Here is a 20,771-nt window from a genome sequence, read left to right as displayed (position 1 = left end):
AATGAAGAAATACGTAACAAATGTCGGGTTATTAACCGTTTCTCTTCTAAGTATTATCCCTTTCTATGTACTTATTATGATGAGTACGCAGGTAACAGAGGATATCTATAAAGGGAAAATCTTTTTACCAGGGAACTATTTTCTTACCAATCTGCAAACGGTGTTACAAAGTAACTTCTTTACAAGTTTTTTGAATAGTGTCTATGTTTCAGTTGTATCCACTGTTTTGTGCGTATTTATTTGTACGATGACTGGTTATGCGCTTGCCAAGTACGACTTTAAGTTAAAAAAATTTATCTTCGCATTTGTCATTGGAACGATGATGGTTCCCTCTCAAATCGGATTAATTGGCTATATGATGGAAATGAGATTCTTGCAGTTAAATAACACACTCATTCCATTAATTTTGGTTTGGATTGCTAATCCCTTTGGTGTGTTTTGGATGGTTCAATATATTAAATCAGGGGTTCCAAAGGAATTGATAGAAAGTGCAAGGATAGATGGATGCGGGGAGTTCAGGATCTTTTTACAAATTGTCATGCCCATGGTAAAACCAGCCATTGTCACTCTCTCGTTGGTAATTTTCCTATGGTCCTGGAACAACTATTTATTACCACTGGTTCTGATTAATAATGAAGCATTATTTACGATTCCTTTAAGTATTCAATCGTTAGGAAGTTATTATCGAACAGACTATGGTGCCCGAATGATGGGACTATTAATTGCAATTATTCCACTCATCATTTTGTTTATTTTTAGTTCGAAAAACTTTATCAGAGGATTAACCTCTGGTGCGGTAAAAGGGTAATCTGAAGAAATATTCAAAAAGACGAAAGTGCCTGTTACTTGCCGGTATAGACAAGTGCCAGGCATTTTCTTTTTACAGCTTTTGTGGACATAAACCTGGTTGCACTTATCCACTAGTAATCCATACTGTTATTTTTCCTCAACCATATTGTATTTTGGTATTTAAAGACACTATATGCCACCACTTTCAAACTATAAGCTATGTTTATAACTTATGCGGACAACTTTTTTTGTAATCCCATCCTAACAATATTTACAATATGACTATATTAATTTTTAATATCCCTTCTTTCGTTGAGAAATATGGATGAAACGGAGAGGTAGTAAACTAAAGACCAATCAATCAAAATAAGGGTTTCTTACTGATTATGAAAATATATAGTAATCTTTTAAATTAATAAAAAAATGCATTGAAAAAATTTGATTAGATGGTAAAATCTAAATTAAAGTTATACGTACAAGTTAGTGAGGTTAATAAGTTCTACGGATGATTTGATATGAAACATAACAAAAGGATTCCTTGGAGAAGAAGGAGGAAAATGATGTTAGAACGTTTAAAAAAGGAAGTTTTGGAAGCGAATCTAGATCTGCCAAAACATGGCCTGGTCACTTTTACATGGGGGAATGTAAGCGGTATCGACCGTCAAACAGGTCTCGTCGTTATTAAACCAAGTGGCGTACCTTACGATGAGTTACGTATAGATAATCTGGTTGTAGTAGATTTGGATGGAAACATTGTAGAAGGAACCTTCAGACCTTCTTCGGATACGCCAACACACCTTGCCTTATATCGTGCATTTCCTCAAATAGGAGGAATTGTACATACCCACTCTCCATTGGCTACAAGCTGGGCGCAGGCAGGCAGAGTGATTCCTGCCCTTGGTACCACACATGCAGATTATTTTTATGGAGAAATTCCTTGCACACGTACTTTAACTCAAGAGGAAATCGAACGGGGATATGAGCTTGAGACTGGAAATGTCATCATTGAAACCTTTGAAAAAGAAGGACTTGACCCTGTTGCCATGCCAGGAATCTTATTATCTGGTCATGCGCCATTTAGCTGGGGGAAAAATGCTGACCAAGCGGTACATAATGCCGTAGTTTTAGAAGAAGTGGCAAAAATGGCATTAAACACGTATATGCTGAATCCACAAATAAAGCCGATTGACCAATTCCTACTTGATAAACATTATCTTCGTAAGCATGGTGCTAATGCCTATTACGGACAAAAGTAGTCTTAGAGAAAGATTTGTAACTAAAATCTAAGGTAACTTGTACGGATGAATGATTGTTGAGGACGAAATAATAATTTTATAGATAAATATCTTTTATTTACTTAGGAGGAATTACATTGTTAACGACAAAAGCCTATGAATTCTGGTTTGTTACAGGAAGTCAATTATTATACGGAGAAGATGTTCTTCGTCAAGTGGAAGCTAACTCAAAATCGATTGTAAATGGTTTGGATGATGATTCTCGAGTACCATATAAATTAATTTTTAAATCTGTAGTGAAAGATGCTGATTCCATTCGTAAATTGATTCTTGAAGCAAATGCAGATGAGAATTGTGCGGGGATCATTACATGGATGCACACATTCTCACCATCAAAAATGTGGATTGCAGGCCTTTCTTTATTGCAAAAGCCTTATCTTCATTTAGCTACTCAATTTAACCGTGATATCCCTTGGGATTCCATTGATATGGATTTCATGAATTTAAATCAAGCGGCACACGGTGACCGTGAGCATGGTTTCATTGCAGCACGATTGAAAGTAAAGCGCAAGGTTGTCGTTGGCCACTGGGAAAACCCAGAAGTGAGAGAACGGATTGGCAACTGGATGAGAACAGCGGCTGCATTCGAAGAAAGCAAAAACCTTAAGGTTGCGAGATTTGGTGATAATATGCGTCAAGTAGCAGTAACAGAGGGAGATAAGGTTGAAGCACAAATCAAGTTTGGATGGACAGTTAACGGTTATGGAGTGGGTGACCTTGTTCAACTCATGAACGAGGTATCGGAACAACAAGTGGACCAGTTGATGGCTGCATATGAAGAAAAATACGATATTACTCCAGAGGGACGTGAAGATGGTCCAGTAAGAGACGCCATCCGTTATCAAGCAAGAATCGAACTTGGTATGAAGGCTTTCTTAACTGAAGGAGGCTACACAGCATTTACGACTACTTTTGAAGACTTGCATGGAATTAACCAACTTCCTGGGCTTGCGGTTCAGAGTTTAATGGAACAAGGTTATGGATTTGCAGGTGAAGGGGATTGGAAAACGGCAGCTCTTGTTCGATTAATGAAAATCATTGCCGGAAATGAAGGAACATCCTTCATGGAAGATTATACGTATCACTTTGAACCAGGTAATGAAATGGTACTTGGCTCACATATGCTTGAGGTTTGTCCAACCATTTCGGCTACTCGTCCTAAAGTTGAAGTACATCCGCTTGGGATTGGCGGAAAAGAAGATCCAGCACGAATTGTCTTTAATGGCAAAGGTGGTTCAGCCTTAAATGCTTCCATCGTTGATCTAGGACACCGCTTCCGTCTTCTTGTTAATGAAGTGGATGCTATTCAGCCTGAAATCGATTTGCCTAAACTCCCTGTAGCAAGGGTACTTTGGAAAACGCAACCGTCTTTAGGTCAAGCTGTTGAAAATTGGATTCAGGCAGGTGGAGCGCACCATACTGGCTTCTCATACAAAGTAACGACTGAACAGTTGAGAGACTTTGCTGAACTAGCTGGAATTGAGATGGTCGTAATCAATAATGATACGAAAACCGATGCGTTCATTAATGAATTGCGCTGGAATGAAGTAATCTACCGTTAATCTTTTTAGAGTGGAAAAATGACCAAAGATTAGGGCTATTAAGGATAATAGCCCTAATTTTTTAGCTTTAGAGATTGAGAACAGGGAGGAAGATAACATGAGTCTTGATATAAAAAAGGCCATAGAAAATGGCAAAACAGTCCTTGGTATTGAACTTGGTTCAACTAGGATAAAAGCCGTTTTAATTGGAGAAGACAATGTACCAATCGCATCCGGAAGCCATGTCTGGGAGAATAGCCTTGTGAACAATATTTGGACCTATAGTGTTGAGGATATTTGGAAGGGTGTACAAGACAGCTATCAAAAGATGGCAAACGATGTGAAAGTGCAATATGGAGTCACCGTACAGAAACTAGGAGCAATTGGTTTTAGTGGGATGATGCATGGCTATATGAGTTTCAACAAAGATGGGGAACTACTGGTACCTTTTCGAACCTGGCGCAACAATATTACCGAACAGGCTTCAAAAGTACTGACGGAATTGTTTAACTACAATATTCCTCAAAGATGGAGTATTGCTCATCTGTATCAAGCTATCTTAAATCAGGAAGAACATATTACTGAAATTAGCTTTCAGACAACTCTAGCTGGTTATATCAATTGGAAACTAACAGGACAAAAGGTCCTGGGAGTTGGTGAAGCATCTGGTGTATTTCCTATTGACTTGAATTCGAAGAATTATAATCAAACCATGATTGATCAATTCAACGATTTGATTGCACCTATGGATTTACCATGGAAACTTGAAGAAATTTTGCCTAAGGTATTGGTAGCAGGTGAAATGGCCGGTGCACTTACAGAAGAAGGAGCAAAGCTTTTGGATGTTACCGGTGAGTTGCAGGCTGGAATACCACTTTGTCCGCCTGAAGGTGATGCTGGAACTGGTATGGTCGCAACAAACAGCGTAGCGAAGCGTACGGGTAATGTTTCTGCCGGAACTTCTGTATTTGCTATGGTTGTACTGGAAAAGGAACTGTCTAAAGTATATTCCGAGATTGACCTTGTTACCACACCAACAGGTAACCTAGTAGCGATGGCTCATTCCAACAACTGTTCTTCTGACCTGAATGCCTGGATCGGCTTGTTTGAAGAATTTTCAATAGCAATGGGTATGGAAGTTGACAAGGATAGGTTGTATGAAAGACTATATAATTTGGCTCTTCAGGGAGACCCGGATTGCGGGGGCTTACTCGCTTATGGCTATCTGTCCGGTGAACATATGACCCATTTCGAAGAAGGCCGTCCATTGTTTGTTCGTTCAGCAGATAGCATCTTCAACCTTGCTAATTTTATGCGTGTCCATTTATTTACAGCCATGGGTGCGCTAAAAATAGGTATGGATATTCTTCTCAAACAAGAAGAAGTGAAACTAGATGAAATCCTAGGTCACGGTGGCTTGTTTAAGACCAAAGGTGTTGGACAAAGCATCATGGCCGCTGCGCTCAATGTTCCTGTTTCTGTTAAGGAAACCGCAGGAGAAGGCGGAGCATGGGGAATTGCCTTACTTGCATCTTATATGATTAACAAAGCCAATAATGAAACGTTGGAAGAGTATTTAAACCACAAAGTATTTGCAGAAAAAGATGGTGTAACAGTGTCCCCGAATCCAAAGGATGTTGAGGGATTTGAGCAATTTATGAAACGTTACACCAACGGACTTGCAATCGAAAGAGCAGCAATTGAAAATTTAAAATAAAAAATTTAAAATTTATGAAACGACAGGGGATGGAATTCTTCTGTCGCATTTTTTTGTAAACCAATGGAGGCTAGCGGTCAATCAGAACAGTCAATGGGAAGCCATTAGAGAGTATTCATTGTTTTTGGGAGAATGGAAAATTCTATGAAATCAATAAACTATCACCTTCCTATTGAAGATGTAATCTATAATGATTTAACATGTTATAATAAGAATTGGGACCTATCAAATATCTACATTTTCCTTCAAAATTCTGCAATTATAATCCTATACTCAACACAACCTTTTTCACAATTCATCAAGGGAGGTCTTTTGCTGAAAAAGTGATATTAATAATGAAATAATGGCACTAAACAGGAAATTAAGATTCAATTCCTCTTAAGAATTGCCCCCTAAGACTACTCACAAATTTTTACTTCTACATTTGATATCACTGATAAGTACCCGCCATAAGAAAGTAGGAAGAATTATTAAAAAACATTATTATTCATTCATGGGTGGTGGACGAAATGGAAAAACAAATTTTAGATTTGTTAGTAAAAATGGAGGATAGACTTGGATCCATAGGTGACAGACAGCAAAAGATGGATGAAAAACTTGATTCAGTATATGAAACGGTAAAGAGGATTGAATCTTCTCAAACTGAATACGTAATTAGTCTGCTGAAATGCAGAAAAAGACAGTCGATTTCTAAGTAGATTATGTTAACAACAAATTAACTGAGGTGGACAAAAGAATTTTTAACCTTGAAAAAAGAGTTGAAAATTAGCTTTTTAAACTAAAGCTCGACTTGCAGAAATAAGAAGTTCCATTTAGGTGTTATAATTTTCAGAATCATTTAATTGCTCATAAAAAATCGTCCCTTTCTAAAATGTTGTGTAGTAACTTCATTTTACTAAAAAGAACGATTTTTTTTGTGCTTATTGAGATAAGATTCCAAATGGTAGTCTAGATATAGCAATCATTTTTACCGCGGACAGAAGAGTCTTAAATTAATTTAAGATTGGAATACTCGTGGTATGATATAGTGGAAACGTCACATTTTACTAAATTGAAAATCATTTAAATCTATTTTTGGAGGCTATCATGCTTACAATTGGTTTTATTGGAAATGGGAAAAGTACCAACAGATATCATCTTCCTTTCGTTATGCAAAGAGAAAATATAAAGGTAAAAACAATTTTTCAAAGAAATCCAGAAAATGAAAGCTGGAAGAGAATTGAGGGAGTAAATTATACTTCCAATCTGAACGATTTATTAAATGATAAGGACATTCAACTCATTGTGGTTTGTACAAGACATGAAAGTCATTATGAATATTCAAAACTAGTATTGGAGCATCATAAAAACTGTTTAGTTGAAAAACCTTTTATGGAAACCTCGGAACAAGCAAAAGAAATATTTACATTGGCTAGAGAAAATGGTTTGATTGTTCAGGCGTATCAAAATAGACGTTTTGACAGTGATTTTTTAACGGTTCAAAAGGTTATTGAGGATGGAAAACTAGGAGACTTACTGGAAGTGGAAATGCATTATGACTATTACCGTCCGGAAGTACCAGAATCTGTTCATAGTTTTAATCCTATATTGTCATATTTGTATGGACATGGCTGTCATACATTAGATCAGGTGATCAGCTATTTTGGCAAGCCGGAACAAATACACTATGATGTAAGACAATTATTGGGTCAAGGAAGAATGAATGATTATTTTGATTTGGATTTGTATTATGGGAAGTTAAAAGTATCCGTGAAATCTAGTTATTATAGACTTAAAGAAAGACCTAGTTTCGTTGTTTATGGAAAAAAGGGATGCTTTGTGAAAGAAACAAAGGATCGACAGGAAGAACATTTAAAGCAATTTTACATGCCTGACAACAAAGATTTTGGTGTAGACACGATACAACACTATGGTGTAATAACCTATATCGATGAAGATGGAACAATCCACGAAGAAAAAGTTAAGTCCGTGAATGGTGATTACGGAAGAGTGTATGATGATTTATATGAAAGCATCATGAATGGGAGAGCTAAAACCATTACCGACGAGCAGACACTACTGCAAATGGAAATATTAGAAACCGGGATGAAGGATCTTAAATAAAATGATTTGATCGGTCCTACAGGGACACCTCCTTTGAAATCCTATTTGGGCAACCTAGATTATCATCCTATATTTGATAATATTATGGTTTATTCATTTGGGGAAGACACTCAATACGGCATAATGAAGATGAAAAACAAGGTTTGATTAAAATCCAGTATCATCAAAGGTTTTAAAGTTGATGTTAAAGCATTATTTAAATAGATGACCATGCCTGTTACTTAGATAAGTGTCAGGCTTTTATTTTTGTCATGGGAGAAATAAGACCAGTAGTAATTAATCTAGGTCTATAATTACAATAAATGCCAAAGTATGCATTTGACCCCCAAAGCTCACAAAGAAAAAGCTTGATTATTTTGATTATCGCGAGCTATTGCTTCTTATGTTTAATTAAATTGATTCAAGTTCAACACCTTCTTTGAATTCTTGAATTTCGTTTAATACTGCGGTAGGGAGTTTGGTTGGAATAGTCTCAAATAATATTGTCCACTTTCTTGACAGAAGACCAAAACTTCCTTGATTTTTAGGGTATTTCCCGATTTAGTTTATTTTTCAAACTCATTGAAATCAACATTCAATTATAACAAAGCCAAAAAGTAAAAAAGTAACCCTTGGGATAAAAAGGATTTCTTTGACGTCCCGAAGATGATTAAACTGCTGAGCAGCTTCTTTTTGTTCAGCACATTTCCTTTTTTCTTATATAAATAAAATTGAAGTTACCATTAATAATACTAAATTTACTTAACGGAAGTTTAATTATAGAATATATTTAGATAATTCAAAAAACTGGGGTGGATGAAAATGTTCAAAAAATCTTTAATAAAGGGTACACTTACGGTTCCTATTGCCCTTTCATTATTGGTAAGTCCTACTTTCACAAAAGCTGACTCCAATAATCCAATGCCGGCATCGGGCGATATCGTGTAATGTAACGGATACCTAAATGGGTATATTATGGAGTGTATAAAAGTACATAACGTTACATTTCAGCGATTTCGGTAGCAAACACTGCGGATTGTGAGTAGAGTCTATTTGATTAATAGACGACGCTACATCAATGCCAGTTAACTACAGACTCAAAGACATCCGTAACGATCACCGCATGAATCAAACGGAATTTGCAGACTTTCTCTAAATAAGCATTTATCAGTATAACCGGTACGAAAATGGAGCTCGTGGTGTTAGCTCCTTCTATAAGTCAGCTGCAAGTGTCCTACGTTCATCTATCGAGGTCTTACAGTGTCAAAAACGACGTCCCACAGACAAAGAAAAAAGCGCTATGTCACCGCATTGTCACCGTATTGATTAACGGGTAACAATCTGCGATACATAGCGCTTTTCTAACGAGTACGTCCCGAAGAGGATTCGAACCTCCGACCTACAGTTTAGGAAACTGTTGCTCTATCCTGCTGAGCTATCGGGACACATTTATTGGAACGTTATTTATTATAAGTATTTACTTGAAAAAGGTCAATAAGAAAATACCCAGAACTAACCAACTCTTTTTTTTCGGAAAATTAACCATACGATCAGACTTAGGGATATTAATAAAAACTCCATTGATAAGATGTACCAGGGATACTGGCCTAAAAGATCCAATAGACTGGGACTCTTTGGTTTATGACTTAAAAACATATAGTTACCTTCGACTGCTTTATTGATGAGCATAATGATTGGCATTAAAACATTTAGAAAAACAAACAGTTTTACTACTGACCAAATAGTTGGTCTATACCCTACAACCCAGGTGAAATAAAAGACAACCCAAATATCCATTAAATGTGTATAGAAAAAATGAAAAAAGCGAAAATGAGGAAAGTCAAAATTTAATAATGGTGTAAAGATAGCCTGAGAAGCTCCCAATAATGCTGTAAATAACAATATCTCATAAATTATCCTTTTTCTCGTTAACAATAACAGCACCGATAGGACCAGGCTGATACTGCACAATTCTAATGGAATGGCATGACTTACATCCCACATGTCATTCACAAGCATCCAAATATGGTAAGTAACCTCGATGACTAATAAAGATAGTCCTACAATGACTTCTGCTATTCTCCACTTTTTATCCTTAAGTTTTTCTCTACCTATATAAATCAAAACAGAACCTAAGAAAAGTAAGGCTATAATCACAAAATGGCTGATTGAAAACATTTCGAAATCAAACTGCTTATAATTGCTTCCAAACCAATCCAATTTAGACCACCTCTTATTTATATTTTATCATTGTTAAACAATAGATATCATTAATATATGCCAGGAAATACTTTTAAATATCTACTACTTTAGAAGTTTCAATTATATTCGTTTGGAAAAGTTTGTAATAATTTTAGTGTTGAAAATTTAAGAGAATTAATAGAATGTCAATACTCTTTGAATTTCTACAAAGCATGTCAAAAATAGAACTAAATTTACATGAAATATTTACAAAAAAATCCACTATATTCAGACTATAATACTAGTAGATAATGCCTAAGCATTATCTATACATATTTGGAGAGGGGTATGTTAATGAAAAAAATTTTTTCGCTAGGCCTAGTAATAACATTGATTTTATTTTCAATTGTACCAGCCTTCGCAAAATCAAGCCCTGTAGAAAACAAAACGTTTGCTCCAAAACTACCTGACTATCATAAGGTAGATCCTGACCTTGCCAAAGAAATTAAATCAAGTGGGGGTGCGGTTGAAGGAAAGAAGCTAGAGAGCTATAACGGAAAATCGTATAGTAAACCACAAGATACCGATAGATTGCAGCCAAAGAAGGTTGAGGATCTTCATAAAAAGGGGATTGCTATTGTTGTAGATTTTCCACTATCCGGAGCTGGAAAAAGTGAAGTACCAGGTGTGGATTATGATCAAATCCCTATTGGAATGTTTGATAATCTAATAAATGGAGATGAATATAATCCTTATTCTTTGGATGAATTTAAAGAATTAGCAACATTCGGTGGAAAACCAGCTTCTACAAATCGCACAATGAAGAATTACTTTAATGAGGTAACCTATGGCCAATTTAGTATGGATATCGATGTTGTTGGCTGGGTTACTTTGCCAAAAACATATAATCATTATTTAGGCCAAGATAAAGGCTACTATAATGACAATGGCGATGCTCATATCGCAGAACTTGTAAAAGACGCTATTGTTGCTGCCGCAGATCATGTAGACTTCACCCAATATGCTGTCCCTGCAAAACCAGGTGATTTCTGGTTACATGGTGATGCCACCTCAATAAAAGTTGATGGAAAAACAGTTGACAAAATTGTACCTAATCTATTAATCATTCACCGCGGAACGGGTGCAGAGTTTAGCTTAGACCCAAGCATTATTTGGTCACACAAATGGGATATTACAAGTGCAAGTTACTTTGGAGAGTTTTATCAAACGGGTAACCTACCTGATGAATCAAAATTAGAGCACACGGTAGTAGATGGTGTTGTTGTTGATACGTACAATATTGTTCCAGAGGTTGGGCAAGACATTACAGGTTATCTAAAAGTTTCTAATCCACACCTTGTACCGAAAGATTACACTGGAAGACCGCCATCCCCGCCAAGTGTAGGAGTATTTGCTCATGAATTCTCTCACGTACTTGGATTGCCAGATTTATATGATTACGGCTACGATTCTGAAGGGGTCGGAATGTATAGCTTAATGGCTGGTGGTTCTTATGGCCGCGACATGCAGAATAGAAACTATTCCGGAAATTCCCCTGTTCACCCGGATGCCTGGTCGAAAACATATCTAGGTTACGTTGACCCTATCGAAGTAATCGGCAATCAGAAATTAACTGTACGTCCAGTAAATGAGTTTGCTGATATTTTTAAAATCGATGTTCCAGGTTCAGGAGGTCGTGAATACTTCTTATTAGAAAACCGCCAGCAGTCAGGATTTGATGCAGGTTTAGAATATAACTTAGATGGTAAAGACCTTCATGGTCTAGTAGTCTACCATGTTGTCGAGGATATTCTTGCCAGAACGTTTAATCGTCCGAACGAAGCACAAAACTGGGATTTAAACCATCTTGGTCTAGCACAAGTGCCGGTGAATCCTGATAATGGCGAACGCCATTATGCTGTTAGTGTTGTGCAAGCAGATGGACAATTCGACTTGGAACGCTATTTAAATGATGCTGATTCCGGAGATGTTTTCCCTGGTAAGTATAATGTTACTTCGATTAGTCCAAAAGGGAATGTTGGTCCAAATACATCTTCACTATACAAATGGTCGAAAAAAGGTACTGAAACAGGTATCCAAATTGATAACATTGTAGAGCATGAAGACGGTACAGTTACATTAGACGTTAAATTTAATAAATAGCAGGTACAAAAAAGGTGTAGAAGAACTCTCTTCTACATCTTTTTTTATCGAGTCTATCGCCCACATTTTTTAATAATAGGTTTTATCTACCTAAGATTGTCTCCGCAAATTTATGATATAATAGTTTGTCGAAGATACTCGAAATAATTAAAATGTGGGGGTCATTATGGCTGGTTATACGCCGATGATACAGCAATACTTAACCGTGAAGGCAGATTATCAAGATGCCTTTTTATTTTTTCGCTTAGGAGATTTTTATGAAATGTTCTTTGACGATGCGATAAAAGCATCGCAAGAATTAGAGATTACCTTAACAAGCCGCGAAGGTGGCAGTGAGGACCGAATTCCGATGTGCGGGGTTCCCTATCATTCTGCCCCTAACTATATTGAACAACTTATATCAAAAGGCTACAAAGTAGCTGTGTGTGAGCAAATGGAAGACGCAAAATTAACAAAAGGAATGGTTAGACGGGAAGTTGTTCAACTGATTACACCTGGAACGGTAATGGAAGGGAAGTCGTTATCAGATAAAGAAAATAACTACATTGCCTCGATTTCCTGTTTTGACGATGGGACATTTGGATTTGCATATACCGATCTTTCAACAGGTGAAAGCAAGGTAACACAACTATCATCCAATTTTGATGAAGTGTTAAATGAATTAGCCGTATTAAGTTCTAAGGAAGTTGTTGTCGCAACCGACTTTGATGGAGCGTTGCAAAAGAAAATGCGTGAACGTGATGTACTCGCTATTTCCTTTGAAGATAATAGTTCAGTAGAAATGAATTTTTCACATCTGCTAGACAATCTTAATCAAGATAAATTAAAACAAAGTGCAGCAAGATTGTTTCACTATCTATATCGTTCACAAAAGAGGAGCCTTGACCACCTTCAACCGGTCACTACCTATCAAATTCATCAATATATGAAAATTGATTACTACTCGAAACGGAATCTTGAATTAACCGAGACGATCCGTTCGAAAGGGAAAAAAGGTTCTTTACTTTGGCTGCTTGATGAGACAATTACAGCCATGGGTGGTAGGACGCTGAAAACGTGGATTGATCGTCCATTAATTTCTCGTAATGATATTGAGCATCGTCAAACGATTGTAGAAGTGCTAATGAACAAATATTTTGAACGTCAGGAGCTTCGTGAAAAGTTGACGGAAGTATATGATTTGGAGCGACTTGCTGGTCGTGTTGCTTTTGGTAACGTCAATGCCCGTGACCTTGTGCAATTAAAACGGTCATTAATGCAGATTCCTTTCTTAAAACAAATTCTCTTCGGCATGGAGCATGAAGAAGTAAATAAAATTGCTGAATCTCTGGATCCTTGCGAGGAAGTCACGGATCTATTAGAACAAGCGATTGTGGAGAATCCTCCACTCTCATTAAAAGAAGGAAATATGATCCGAGACGGATACAATGAACAGTTGGATCAATACCGGTATGCAAGCCGAAACGGAAAAACGTGGATTGCTCAACTGGAGAGTGAAGAGCGGGAGAAGACCGGGATTAAATCTTTGAAAATCGGTTATAATCGTGTATTTGGCTATTATATAGAAGTAACGAGGGCAAATTTGCATCTTCTAACAGAAGGACAATACGAGCGAAAGCAGACTTTATCAAATGCGGAAAGATTTATTACCCCTGCGTTAAAAGAAAAAGAAGCGCTAATTTTACAAGCAGAAGAAAAAATTGGTGAACTTGAATATGAGCTTTTTGCTGAAATCCGTGAGATTGTAAAAGAACATATCCCGCGCCTGCAGGCAGCAGCAAAAGCGGTTAGTGAGTTAGATGTTCTGCAATGCTTTGCACAGGTGAGTGAAGAGCGACGTTATGTCAAGCCGAAGTTTTCAACAGATGGAAAAGTGGTCCTAAAGGAAGGCAGACATCCCGTAGTGGAAAAAGTGCTTAATGCACAAGAATATGTAGCGAATGACTGCTTTATGGATCAAGAGCGCGAAGTTTTGCTAATCACTGGTCCGAATATGAGTGGTAAAAGTACGTACATGCGCCAAATAGCGTTAACCGCTATTTTAGCTCAAATCGGATGTTATGTACCAGCTGATGAAGCGGTACTGCCCATTTTTGATCAAGTCTTTACAAGAATTGGGGCAGCGGACGATTTGATATCTGGTCAAAGTACATTCATGGTCGAGATGCTGGAAGCTAGAAATGCATTGACCAATGCTACACAAAACAGTTTAATTCTATTTGATGAAATTGGCCGCGGGACTTCTACCTATGATGGGATGGCCCTAGCACAGGCTATTATCGAATACATTCATACACATATTGGTGCGAAAACACTGTTTTCTACTCATTATCATGAATTAACGGTATTAGAAGACGAACTTGAAAAACTAAAGAACATCCATGTTAGTGCGATTGAACACAATGGAAAGCTTGTCTTTCTTCATAAAATCAAAGAAGGTCCAACAGATAAGAGTTACGGAATTCACGTAGCACAATTAGCTGAACTTCCGAAGGAATTAATTCATCGTGCCAATGAAATTTTATCCGCTCTAGAAAAACCTGATGTAAAACCTGTTGCTGTTAAAAGTTCAGTGAAGGAAATAAAGGAGCAACCAGCACAGTTGTCTTTCTTCGATGAACCGAAAGAAACGATGAAACAAGAGCTTTCTTCAAAAGAAAAGAAAGTACTAGATAAAATGAAGGAACTTGATTTATTAGATATAACGCCGCTTCAAGCGATTAATCTGTTGTACGATCTTCAGAAAAAGCTAAAGAGCTAAGTTGTAGGAGGTGATGGGTATGGGTAAGATTATCCAATTAGATGATGCACTATCCAATAAAATTGCTGCAGGTGAAGTAGTAGAGCGACCTGCTTCGGTTGTAAAGGAATTAGTAGAGAATGCGATTGACGCTGGCAGTACGGTGATTGAAATTGAAGTCGAAGAGGCAGGGCTAGCGAAAATTCGAATCACGGATAATGGTAATGGAATCGAAGAAGATGACGTCTTACTCGCCTTCCAACGTCATGCTACGAGTAAAATCAAGAATGAAAATGACTTATTCCGTATTCGTACTCTTGGCTTTCGTGGGGAAGCCCTCCCGAGTATCGCTTCTGTATCAAGGCTTGAGATGAAGACCTCTACAGGTGATGGTGCTGGAAATCGAGTGGTGATTGAAGGCGGCAAGGTGGAGGTATATGAAAAAGCTTCGAGCAGACGTGGAACGGATATTACAATAACTGATTTATTTTTTAATACACCAGCTCGTCTAAAATATATGAAAACCATCCATACAGAGCTTGGGAATATTACCGATGTAGTGAACCGTCTTGCACTTTCTCATCCAGAGGTTGCCTTTCGCTTAATTCATAACGAACGTAAATTGCTGCAGACGAACGGAAATGGTGATGTTCGCCAAGTGCTTGCATCTATTTATGGAATAGCAATTGCCAAACAGCTTGTGCCGATTTCAGGAGAATCACTTGATTACAAGATTAGCGGCTTTGCCTCAATGCCTGAGGTAACAAGAGCTTCAAGAAACTATATATCTACAATGATTAATGGTCGTTTTATAAAAAATTATGCCTTAGCAAAAGCGATTCAAGAAGGGTATCATACTTTGCTGCCTATTGGGAGATTTCCAATTGTTCTCCTCAATATTGAGATGGACCCGTTATTGGTTGATGTCAACGTACACCCATCAAAAATGGAAGTTCGGATAAGTAAAGAAATTGAACTGAATGAATTGGTTACGGACATCATTAAGAAAGCTTTTAAATCGAAAATATTAATTCCAAGTGCTTATACCCAGGAAAAGCGAGAGGTAGCTAAATCGGAACAGACTACTTTGGTTCTTGATGAACGTACCAATCCTACTCCGGTTAAAAAAGAGGTAATTTGGACTCCTCCTGTCGTTCAAAGCACCATTCAAGAAAGAGGAACTGATATTGAGGTAAAAGTGGAGCCATGGACTCCGAAGGTAGAAGTGGAAGAAGAGGAAACTATATTAAATAGTTGGGAAGATACGCCTTCCGAGAGGGAATCAACTGAAATAGATATAGAGACTGAATCTTATGCTATTGAGGACCAAGAAGAAAGCCGAATTCCAAGACTGTATCCAATTGGTCAAATGCACGGCACCTATATCTTTGCTCAAAATGAAAATGGTTTATATATTATCGACCAGCATGCTGCTCAGGAACGACTCAAGTATGAGTATTTCCGTGAAAAAGTGGGCCAAGTTCATGCGGAGCTTCAGGAATTACTAGTTCCCATCACGCTGGATTATTCAACGGATGAATACTTGAAAATCAATGAAAATCGTATTGAATTAGAAAAGGTCGGGGTTTTTCTAGAGGAGTTTGGTTTGAATAGCTATATCGTTCGATCCCATCCACAATGGTTCCCGAAAGGCGAAGAAAAACAAATCATTGAAGACATGATTGAACAGCTTCTTTCGATGAAAAAAGTCGATATCAAAAAGCTTCGTGAGGAAGCAGCCATCATGATGAGTTGTAAAGCTTCTATTAAAGCTAATCGTCATTTACGAAATGATGAAATTCAGGCATTACTCGATGACTTGAGAAAAGCATCAGACCCGTTTACCTGTCCGCATGGTAGACCGATTATTGTCCATTATTCCTCTTACGAGATGGAGAAAATGTTTAAACGGGTAATGTAGAATGTTTCTTAGGAAAATATATAGCTTTCATGGGTACGTAAATTTTATTACGTGCCCTTCTTATATTTTTGAGGTACTATTGTGCCTGTAATTGATGGCAACACATATGTTCGGTAACAATCAAGCCAGGACTGTGCTCTAATACCCTGGCGAGCATATATCTCGGTAACAATCAGTGGACAAAATTTATTACGCGTTCTATTTTATAAGGCTCTGTTATAACTGAATGTTGATTTTACTGTGTGAAAAATAAGCGGAAAAATTCCGGCTAAATTGGGAAATACCTATATTTCTTTAAAAATAAGCGGAGTTTTTCCGGTTATTTGATAAAAATCATTGAATTTTGTCTTATTTTGAGCAGTTAAGCGGAATATCTCCGCTTATATCTACTTCTTAGGCTCCTTCTATATACAATAACCGGAAATTTTCCGCCTATCATACCTACACAAAAAATGAATAATAACAAAGCCTTTAATAAAATAAACTAAAGGTACTTATATTTGTTTGGAATTTAGTGTAAAATTACACTATAAGGGATATTTAAAGGAGGTGGGGTTGTGTTTGTTATTGGCCTCTTAAGTACTTTTTTACCGATTGTGATTATTATTTTTGTAATCGTTTACGCTGTGAAAAACAAAGAAATGGGGGGAGAGTTAGTGATACGTCATCTTTATACGTATTTAGTTTTGTTTGCAACACTTATGATGGTGATTGGTGGGGGAATTTCAATCTTTATGGCCGCGGCAGATTTAGTAAGTCCACCAGGTTATTATCAAAACTTTGAAGATTTTAAGCAGGTTTACCATGATGGTAAAGTTCCAACGGAGGAAAGTAAAAACTTATCAGATGAAGAAGTTCGTGAAAGATATGATCAAATGGTAAAAGATGAGAAGAATCGTGCGAGAGAAAATGCGAAGAACCAAATTATTAAAAGCCTTGGCTTTATCGTCATCCCACTTCCAATTTTCCTATATTTCAATAATATGCGAAAGCGTCAAAGTGATATCTAGGCATATAAATAGAAAAAATGACTATCCAAATGTAAACATTTGATAGTCATTTTTTGGGTTAGGAATTTCATAACTGTTAACGAGCGTTTTCAATATACTTTACGACATCCCCAACCGTTTGAAGCGTCGCTGCCACTTTGTCACTAATTTCAATCGCGAATTCATCTTCAATTTCCATCGTCAGGTCCACCATATCAAGCGAATCAGCGTCGAAGTCATCTTTGAAAGATGATTCCAGTTTGATAATCTCCATTTTGACACCTAATTGGTCTGAAATAATTGGCTTTAATTTTTCAAATGTTGTCATTGTTACATTCTCCTAATAATTTTTCTTTTCTACGTGGTTCAACAATTAAGAAATGATACAAATAATTAAGTATTGATACTACAATACTTAGAAGGAATAGTTGTTTGCGGCTCATTTTCCCCATTTTATATACGCGAAGTTTTTCTGCTAAGGTGGTTAATGGATAAGCAAATAAGTAGTCAGCAATAATATTTGTTAAAAGATATACCCAAAATCTTTTGTACGTTAATTTAAAAATCCAAAAGTTTAGGATAGTGAAAGGTCCAAATACAAATGATACATCTGTTGCTAATCTCGGAAAAATAGGATTTTTTACTTTCCACCATTTAAATGCCCGAGATAGCTCACTTATTAAGGCAATAACGAGGTCGCTAAAAATAATCGTTGGCAGGTACCGAACGAATGAAGATTTACCAAGCTTGATGACAGAAAACCAAGGTATAATAAGCAACATATACATTTTCCATTTTTCTTTCATTGTAAACCCTCCGATATGGATCCGTAGCTGCTACGCATACTAATATTTAATTATTAGTAGTATTTTTAGCTGTAATAACCTGTAATATCCATATCGTTGTTCCTGCTATTTAATTTACTATTGCCATGACCATCTTGCAATACAAAGTTTACGTCTATCCTACATACAAAAGGCACCGCTCAAAGTGCGGTGCAACAGTCATACCTATTAGATGGCCAAGTCTTTTTTCAAACTATCTCACTGCAGCAGGCAGTTTATGCATGTATTTTAGGGCTTGTCCAGTTCCGATTGCAACGGATTCAAGCGGATTCGGGGCTAATTGGACTGGAACAAAAATCTCCTTGCTTAGCCATTCTTCCATACCCTTCATTAAGGCACCACCGCCTGTTAGGATTACGCCGCGGTCGACAATGTCCCCGCTAAGTTCTGCAGGGCAGTCCTCAAGGGTTGCGCGAATCGCTTCTAATATATGAGACAATGACTCTTTCAAAGCATTTCTTATTTCATAGGATGATAGTGTAACGGTCTTTGGTAATCCTGTCACAAGGTCACGGCCGCGAACCTCCATGTGAAGTTCCTCGTGATCCACCAATGCATAACCGATTTCCATTTTGATGTTTTCTGCCGTTCTATCCCCAATCAACACGTTATATTCCTTGCGTACATGTTGAATGATTTCTTCATCAAGACGGTCTCCGCCAATTTTTATCGAATGGCAGGACACAACACCACCGAATGAAATAATTGCTACCTCAGTATTCCCTCCACCAATATCAACGACAACATTGGCAACCGGTTCATCAACAGGCATTCCAGCGCCAATGGCTGCTGCTACTGGTTCCTCAATCAACTGGATTTTTTTTGCACCTGCATTTCTTACTGCGTCATGAATAGCCCTTCTTTCTACACTTGTTGAACCAGAAGGTGTACAGACCACTACACTAGGCTTACGAATGGCAAAGCCAATTGATTTAGAAGCTTTGCGCATGATATGCTTCAGAAGCTCTGTGGTGAGGTCGTAATCGGCAATGACGCCTTCTTTTAATGGCCGGATGGCAATAATTTTCTCTGGTGTTTTACCGATCATTTCTTTTGCTTCGAGTCCAAAGGCTATAACCTTTTTTGTATCTGTATCAATCGCCACTACGGAAGGTTCATTAACCGCGATTCCTTTATTTTTAGTATAAACCAATATATTAGCCGTGCCTAAATCGATTCCAATTTCAAAGTTTGATAACATCAACTTCACCTAATTTCCTTATTTTTCGACAACTTATCCTATAGAAAGTTATCATTCTACAAAATAATCTACGATTAAGCCTACCATGAAATTGGGGGTAAAAAGGTGTTTGTAAATGAAACGTTATCGGAATGTAAACTTGTAAAATGATTTTATTAATTTTGGCTATTATTGGATAAATTAAAAACCATGTGATAAACATGCATAGAAAAGTTATTTTTTGATTATACTTATTTGATGTTCAACTGCTTTTAAAATATATGTTAGGATGTTAGTGTGACAGGAACTATCATCACGTAAAAAATGAAAAAAAGGGCAGTGTGAAAATAGTGGATTCAAAACAGAAGTTATTAGTCATTATTGGCCCAACCGCAGTTGGAAAAACAAAGTTAAGCATAGAATTGGCTAAACGGTATAATGGCGAAATTATCAGCGGTGATTCGATGCAGATTTATCGTGGTATGGATATCGGAACGGCAAAAATAAAAATCGAGGAAATGGAAGGGATTCCCCACCATTTGATTGATATTAAAGAGCCGGATGAAAGTTTTTCTGTAGCAGAATTCCAGCAGCTAGTAAGAGCAAAAATATCTGAAATCACCTCGAAAGGTAAACTTCCCATTATCGTCGGTGGAACAGGTCTTTATATTCAAGCGGTCATCAATGATTATCAATTTTCCGAGGCACCTGCGGATGAGGAATTTCGTTTGCAGCTTGAAGAGAGAGCAAAAGAGATTGGAAATGAGGCGTTACACCTTGAATTAACCAAGGTTGACCCAGAAAGTGCAAGCCAAATTCATCCAAATAATATTCGAAGAGTGATAAGAGCACTTGAAATTTATCATTGTACTGGTAAGATAATGAGTGACTACCAAAATAATCAACAGCCTGACCTCCTTTACGAAACCGCTCTGATTGGTTTAACGATGGAGAGGGAAAATCTGTATGAACGGATTAATACTCGTGTTGAGATGATGATATCGGAAGGGCTCCTTGAAGAAGTCAGTAGGTTACACAAGTTGGAAGTTAGAGATTGTCAATCCATTCAAGCAATTGGCTACAAGGAAATCTATGATTATTTAGATGGCAAGGTTAGCTTAATCGACGCCATTGAGAGTTTAAAACAAAATTCTAGGCGATATGCGAAAAGACAACTTACTTGGTTTCGCAACAAAATGGATGTAGAATGGTTTGACATGACAAATGTCTCAAATTTGTCAAAAAAAATAAACGAAATTTCACAGTACGTTGAAGGAAAGCTACAAGTAAAATCGAATACATATTAGTAGAGATAAAAGAGGAGGATA

General features: G+C 37.2%; 16 protein-coding genes and 1 tRNA gene. 12 read left to right on the top strand and 5 right to left on the bottom strand.

Annotation, left to right across the window (positions count from 1 at the left end; all coding sequences use genetic code 11):
* The first annotated feature begins 1 nt into the window (after nt 1).
* The 7 genes from QUG14_RS09095 (at nt 2) to QUG14_RS09065 (ending at nt 8,372) form a co-directional block, all read left to right on the top strand.
* Nucleotides 2-808 (top strand): carbohydrate ABC transporter permease, encoded by an 807-nt coding sequence (locus QUG14_RS09095; protein WP_289340196.1) that lies wholly within the window; start codon nt 2-4, stop codon nt 806-808.
* A gap of 541 nt (nt 809-1,349) precedes the next feature.
* Nucleotides 1,350-2,045, top strand: coding sequence for an L-ribulose-5-phosphate 4-epimerase (gene araD / locus QUG14_RS09090; RefSeq protein ID WP_289340195.1), 696 nt, complete (start codon nt 1,350-1,352; stop codon nt 2,043-2,045).
* Nucleotides 2,046-2,161: 116 nt separating this feature from the next.
* Entirely contained in the window at nt 2,162-3,646 is a 1,485-nt protein-coding gene (araA, locus tag QUG14_RS09085; RefSeq protein ID WP_289340194.1) for an L-arabinose isomerase, read from the top strand.
* A gap of 97 nt (nt 3,647-3,743) precedes the next feature.
* Entirely contained in the window at nt 3,744-5,342 is a 1,599-nt protein-coding gene (locus QUG14_RS09080) for a xylulokinase (RefSeq protein ID WP_289340193.1), read from the top strand.
* Nucleotides 5,343-5,851: 509 nt separating this feature from the next.
* A complete protein-coding gene (locus tag QUG14_RS09075; RefSeq protein WP_289340192.1) occupies nt 5,852-6,040 on the top strand; it encodes a hypothetical protein in 189 nt (62 codons plus the stop codon).
* Nucleotides 6,041-6,428: 388 nt separating this feature from the next.
* On the top strand, nt 6,429-7,445 hold the full coding sequence (locus QUG14_RS09070) for an oxidoreductase (RefSeq protein ID WP_289340191.1): 1,017 nt from the start codon (nt 6,429-6,431) through the stop codon (nt 7,443-7,445).
* Between the two features lie 801 nt (nt 7,446-8,246).
* On the top strand, nt 8,247-8,372 hold the full coding sequence (locus QUG14_RS09065) for a hypothetical protein (RefSeq protein ID WP_289340190.1): 126 nt from the start codon (nt 8,247-8,249) through the stop codon (nt 8,370-8,372).
* A 423-nt stretch (nt 8,373-8,795) separates the two neighbouring features.
* Here QUG14_RS09065 and QUG14_RS09060 read toward each other — a convergent pair.
* Both QUG14_RS09060 and QUG14_RS09055 read right to left on the bottom strand, forming a co-directional pair.
* A tRNA-Arg gene (locus QUG14_RS09060) sits at nt 8,796-8,869 on the bottom strand.
* A gap of 67 nt (nt 8,870-8,936) precedes the next feature.
* A complete protein-coding gene (locus QUG14_RS09055; protein ID WP_289340189.1) occupies nt 8,937-9,644 on the bottom strand; it encodes a YwaF family protein in 708 nt (235 codons plus the stop codon).
* 315 nt (nt 9,645-9,959) lie between these two features.
* On the opposite strand from QUG14_RS09055, the gene QUG14_RS09050 reads away from it, so the two are divergent.
* From QUG14_RS09050 to QUG14_RS09035, 4 genes are all read left to right on the top strand, one after another.
* Nucleotides 9,960-11,768, top strand: a complete 1,809-nt coding sequence (locus QUG14_RS09050) for a M6 family metalloprotease domain-containing protein (RefSeq protein WP_289340188.1) — start codon at nt 9,960-9,962, stop codon at nt 11,766-11,768.
* Between the two features lie 166 nt (nt 11,769-11,934).
* A complete protein-coding gene (gene mutS, locus QUG14_RS09045; protein WP_289340187.1) occupies nt 11,935-14,529 on the top strand; it encodes a DNA mismatch repair protein MutS in 2,595 nt (864 codons plus the stop codon).
* 19 nt (nt 14,530-14,548) lie between these two features.
* Nucleotides 14,549-16,429 carry a DNA mismatch repair endonuclease MutL gene (gene mutL / locus QUG14_RS09040; RefSeq protein ID WP_289340186.1) on the top strand — a complete coding sequence of 627 codons (1,881 nt, stop codon included), beginning with the start codon at nt 14,549-14,551 and terminating at the stop codon, nt 16,427-16,429.
* 557 nt (nt 16,430-16,986) lie between these two features.
* Complete coding sequence (locus QUG14_RS09035) at nt 16,987-17,439, top strand: hypothetical protein (RefSeq protein WP_289340185.1); 453 nt, start codon at nt 16,987-16,989, stop codon at nt 17,437-17,439.
* A gap of 76 nt (nt 17,440-17,515) precedes the next feature.
* Here the strand turns inward: QUG14_RS09035 and acpP are convergent, their stop codons facing one another.
* The 3 genes from acpP to mreBH form a co-directional block, all read right to left on the bottom strand.
* Nucleotides 17,516-17,746 carry an acyl carrier protein gene (gene acpP / locus QUG14_RS09030; protein ID WP_289340184.1) on the bottom strand — a complete coding sequence of 77 codons (231 nt, stop codon included), beginning with the start codon at nt 17,744-17,746 and terminating at the stop codon, nt 17,516-17,518.
* Complete coding sequence (locus QUG14_RS09025) at nt 17,733-18,224, bottom strand: hypothetical protein (RefSeq protein ID WP_289340183.1); 492 nt, start codon at nt 18,222-18,224, stop codon at nt 17,733-17,735. Before QUG14_RS09025 ends, acpP begins: the two co-directional genes overlap by 14 nt.
* 232 nt (nt 18,225-18,456) lie before the next feature.
* On the bottom strand, nt 18,457-19,464 hold the full coding sequence (gene mreBH / locus QUG14_RS09020) for a rod-share determining protein MreBH (RefSeq protein ID WP_289340182.1): 1,008 nt from the start codon (nt 19,462-19,464) through the stop codon (nt 18,457-18,459).
* A gap of 329 nt (nt 19,465-19,793) precedes the next feature.
* Here mreBH and miaA point away from each other — a divergent pair, with 329 nt between their 5' ends.
* Nucleotides 19,794-20,750 carry a tRNA (adenosine(37)-N6)-dimethylallyltransferase MiaA gene (miaA, locus tag QUG14_RS09015; RefSeq protein WP_289340181.1) on the top strand — a complete coding sequence of 319 codons (957 nt, stop codon included), beginning with the start codon at nt 19,794-19,796 and terminating at the stop codon, nt 20,748-20,750.
* Nucleotides 20,751-20,771 lie beyond the last annotated feature (21 nt).

The sequence above is a fragment of the Neobacillus sp. CF12 genome (genome assembly GCF_030348765.1).
In the GTDB taxonomy this organism is placed as follows: domain Bacteria; phylum Bacillota; class Bacilli; order Bacillales; family Cytobacillaceae; genus Neobacillus.
This window is presented reverse-complemented; position numbering and strand designations above follow the sequence as displayed.

Excerpts from the sequence above, each read along its gene's own strand:
- mreBH (WP_289340182.1), bottom strand. The coding sequence starts at position 19,464 with ATGTTATCAAACTTTGAAATTGGAATCGATTTAGGCACGGCTAATATA.
- acpP (WP_289340184.1), bottom strand. The coding sequence starts at position 17,746 with ATGACAACATTTGAAAAATTAAAGCCAATTATTTCAGACCAATTAGGT.
- QUG14_RS09025 (WP_289340183.1), bottom strand. The coding sequence starts at position 18,224 with ATGAAAGAAAAATGGAAAATGTATATGTTGCTTATTATACCTTGGTTT.
- QUG14_RS09070 (WP_289340191.1), top strand. The coding sequence starts at position 6,429 with ATGCTTACAATTGGTTTTATTGGAAATGGGAAAAGTACCAACAGATAT.
- QUG14_RS09075 (WP_289340192.1), top strand. The coding sequence starts at position 5,852 with ATGGAAAAACAAATTTTAGATTTGTTAGTAAAAATGGAGGATAGACTT.
- QUG14_RS09050 (WP_289340188.1), top strand. The coding sequence starts at position 9,960 with ATGAAAAAAATTTTTTCGCTAGGCCTAGTAATAACATTGATTTTATTT.
- QUG14_RS09095 (WP_289340196.1), top strand. The coding sequence starts at position 2 with ATGAAGAAATACGTAACAAATGTCGGGTTATTAACCGTTTCTCTTCTA.
- mutS (WP_289340187.1), top strand. The coding sequence starts at position 11,935 with ATGGCTGGTTATACGCCGATGATACAGCAATACTTAACCGTGAAGGCA.
- QUG14_RS09080 (WP_289340193.1), top strand. The coding sequence starts at position 3,744 with ATGAGTCTTGATATAAAAAAGGCCATAGAAAATGGCAAAACAGTCCTT.
- araD (WP_289340195.1), top strand. The coding sequence starts at position 1,350 with ATGTTAGAACGTTTAAAAAAGGAAGTTTTGGAAGCGAATCTAGATCTG.
- QUG14_RS09065 (WP_289340190.1), top strand. The coding sequence starts at position 8,247 with ATGTTCAAAAAATCTTTAATAAAGGGTACACTTACGGTTCCTATTGCC.
- mutL (WP_289340186.1), top strand. The coding sequence starts at position 14,549 with ATGGGTAAGATTATCCAATTAGATGATGCACTATCCAATAAAATTGCT.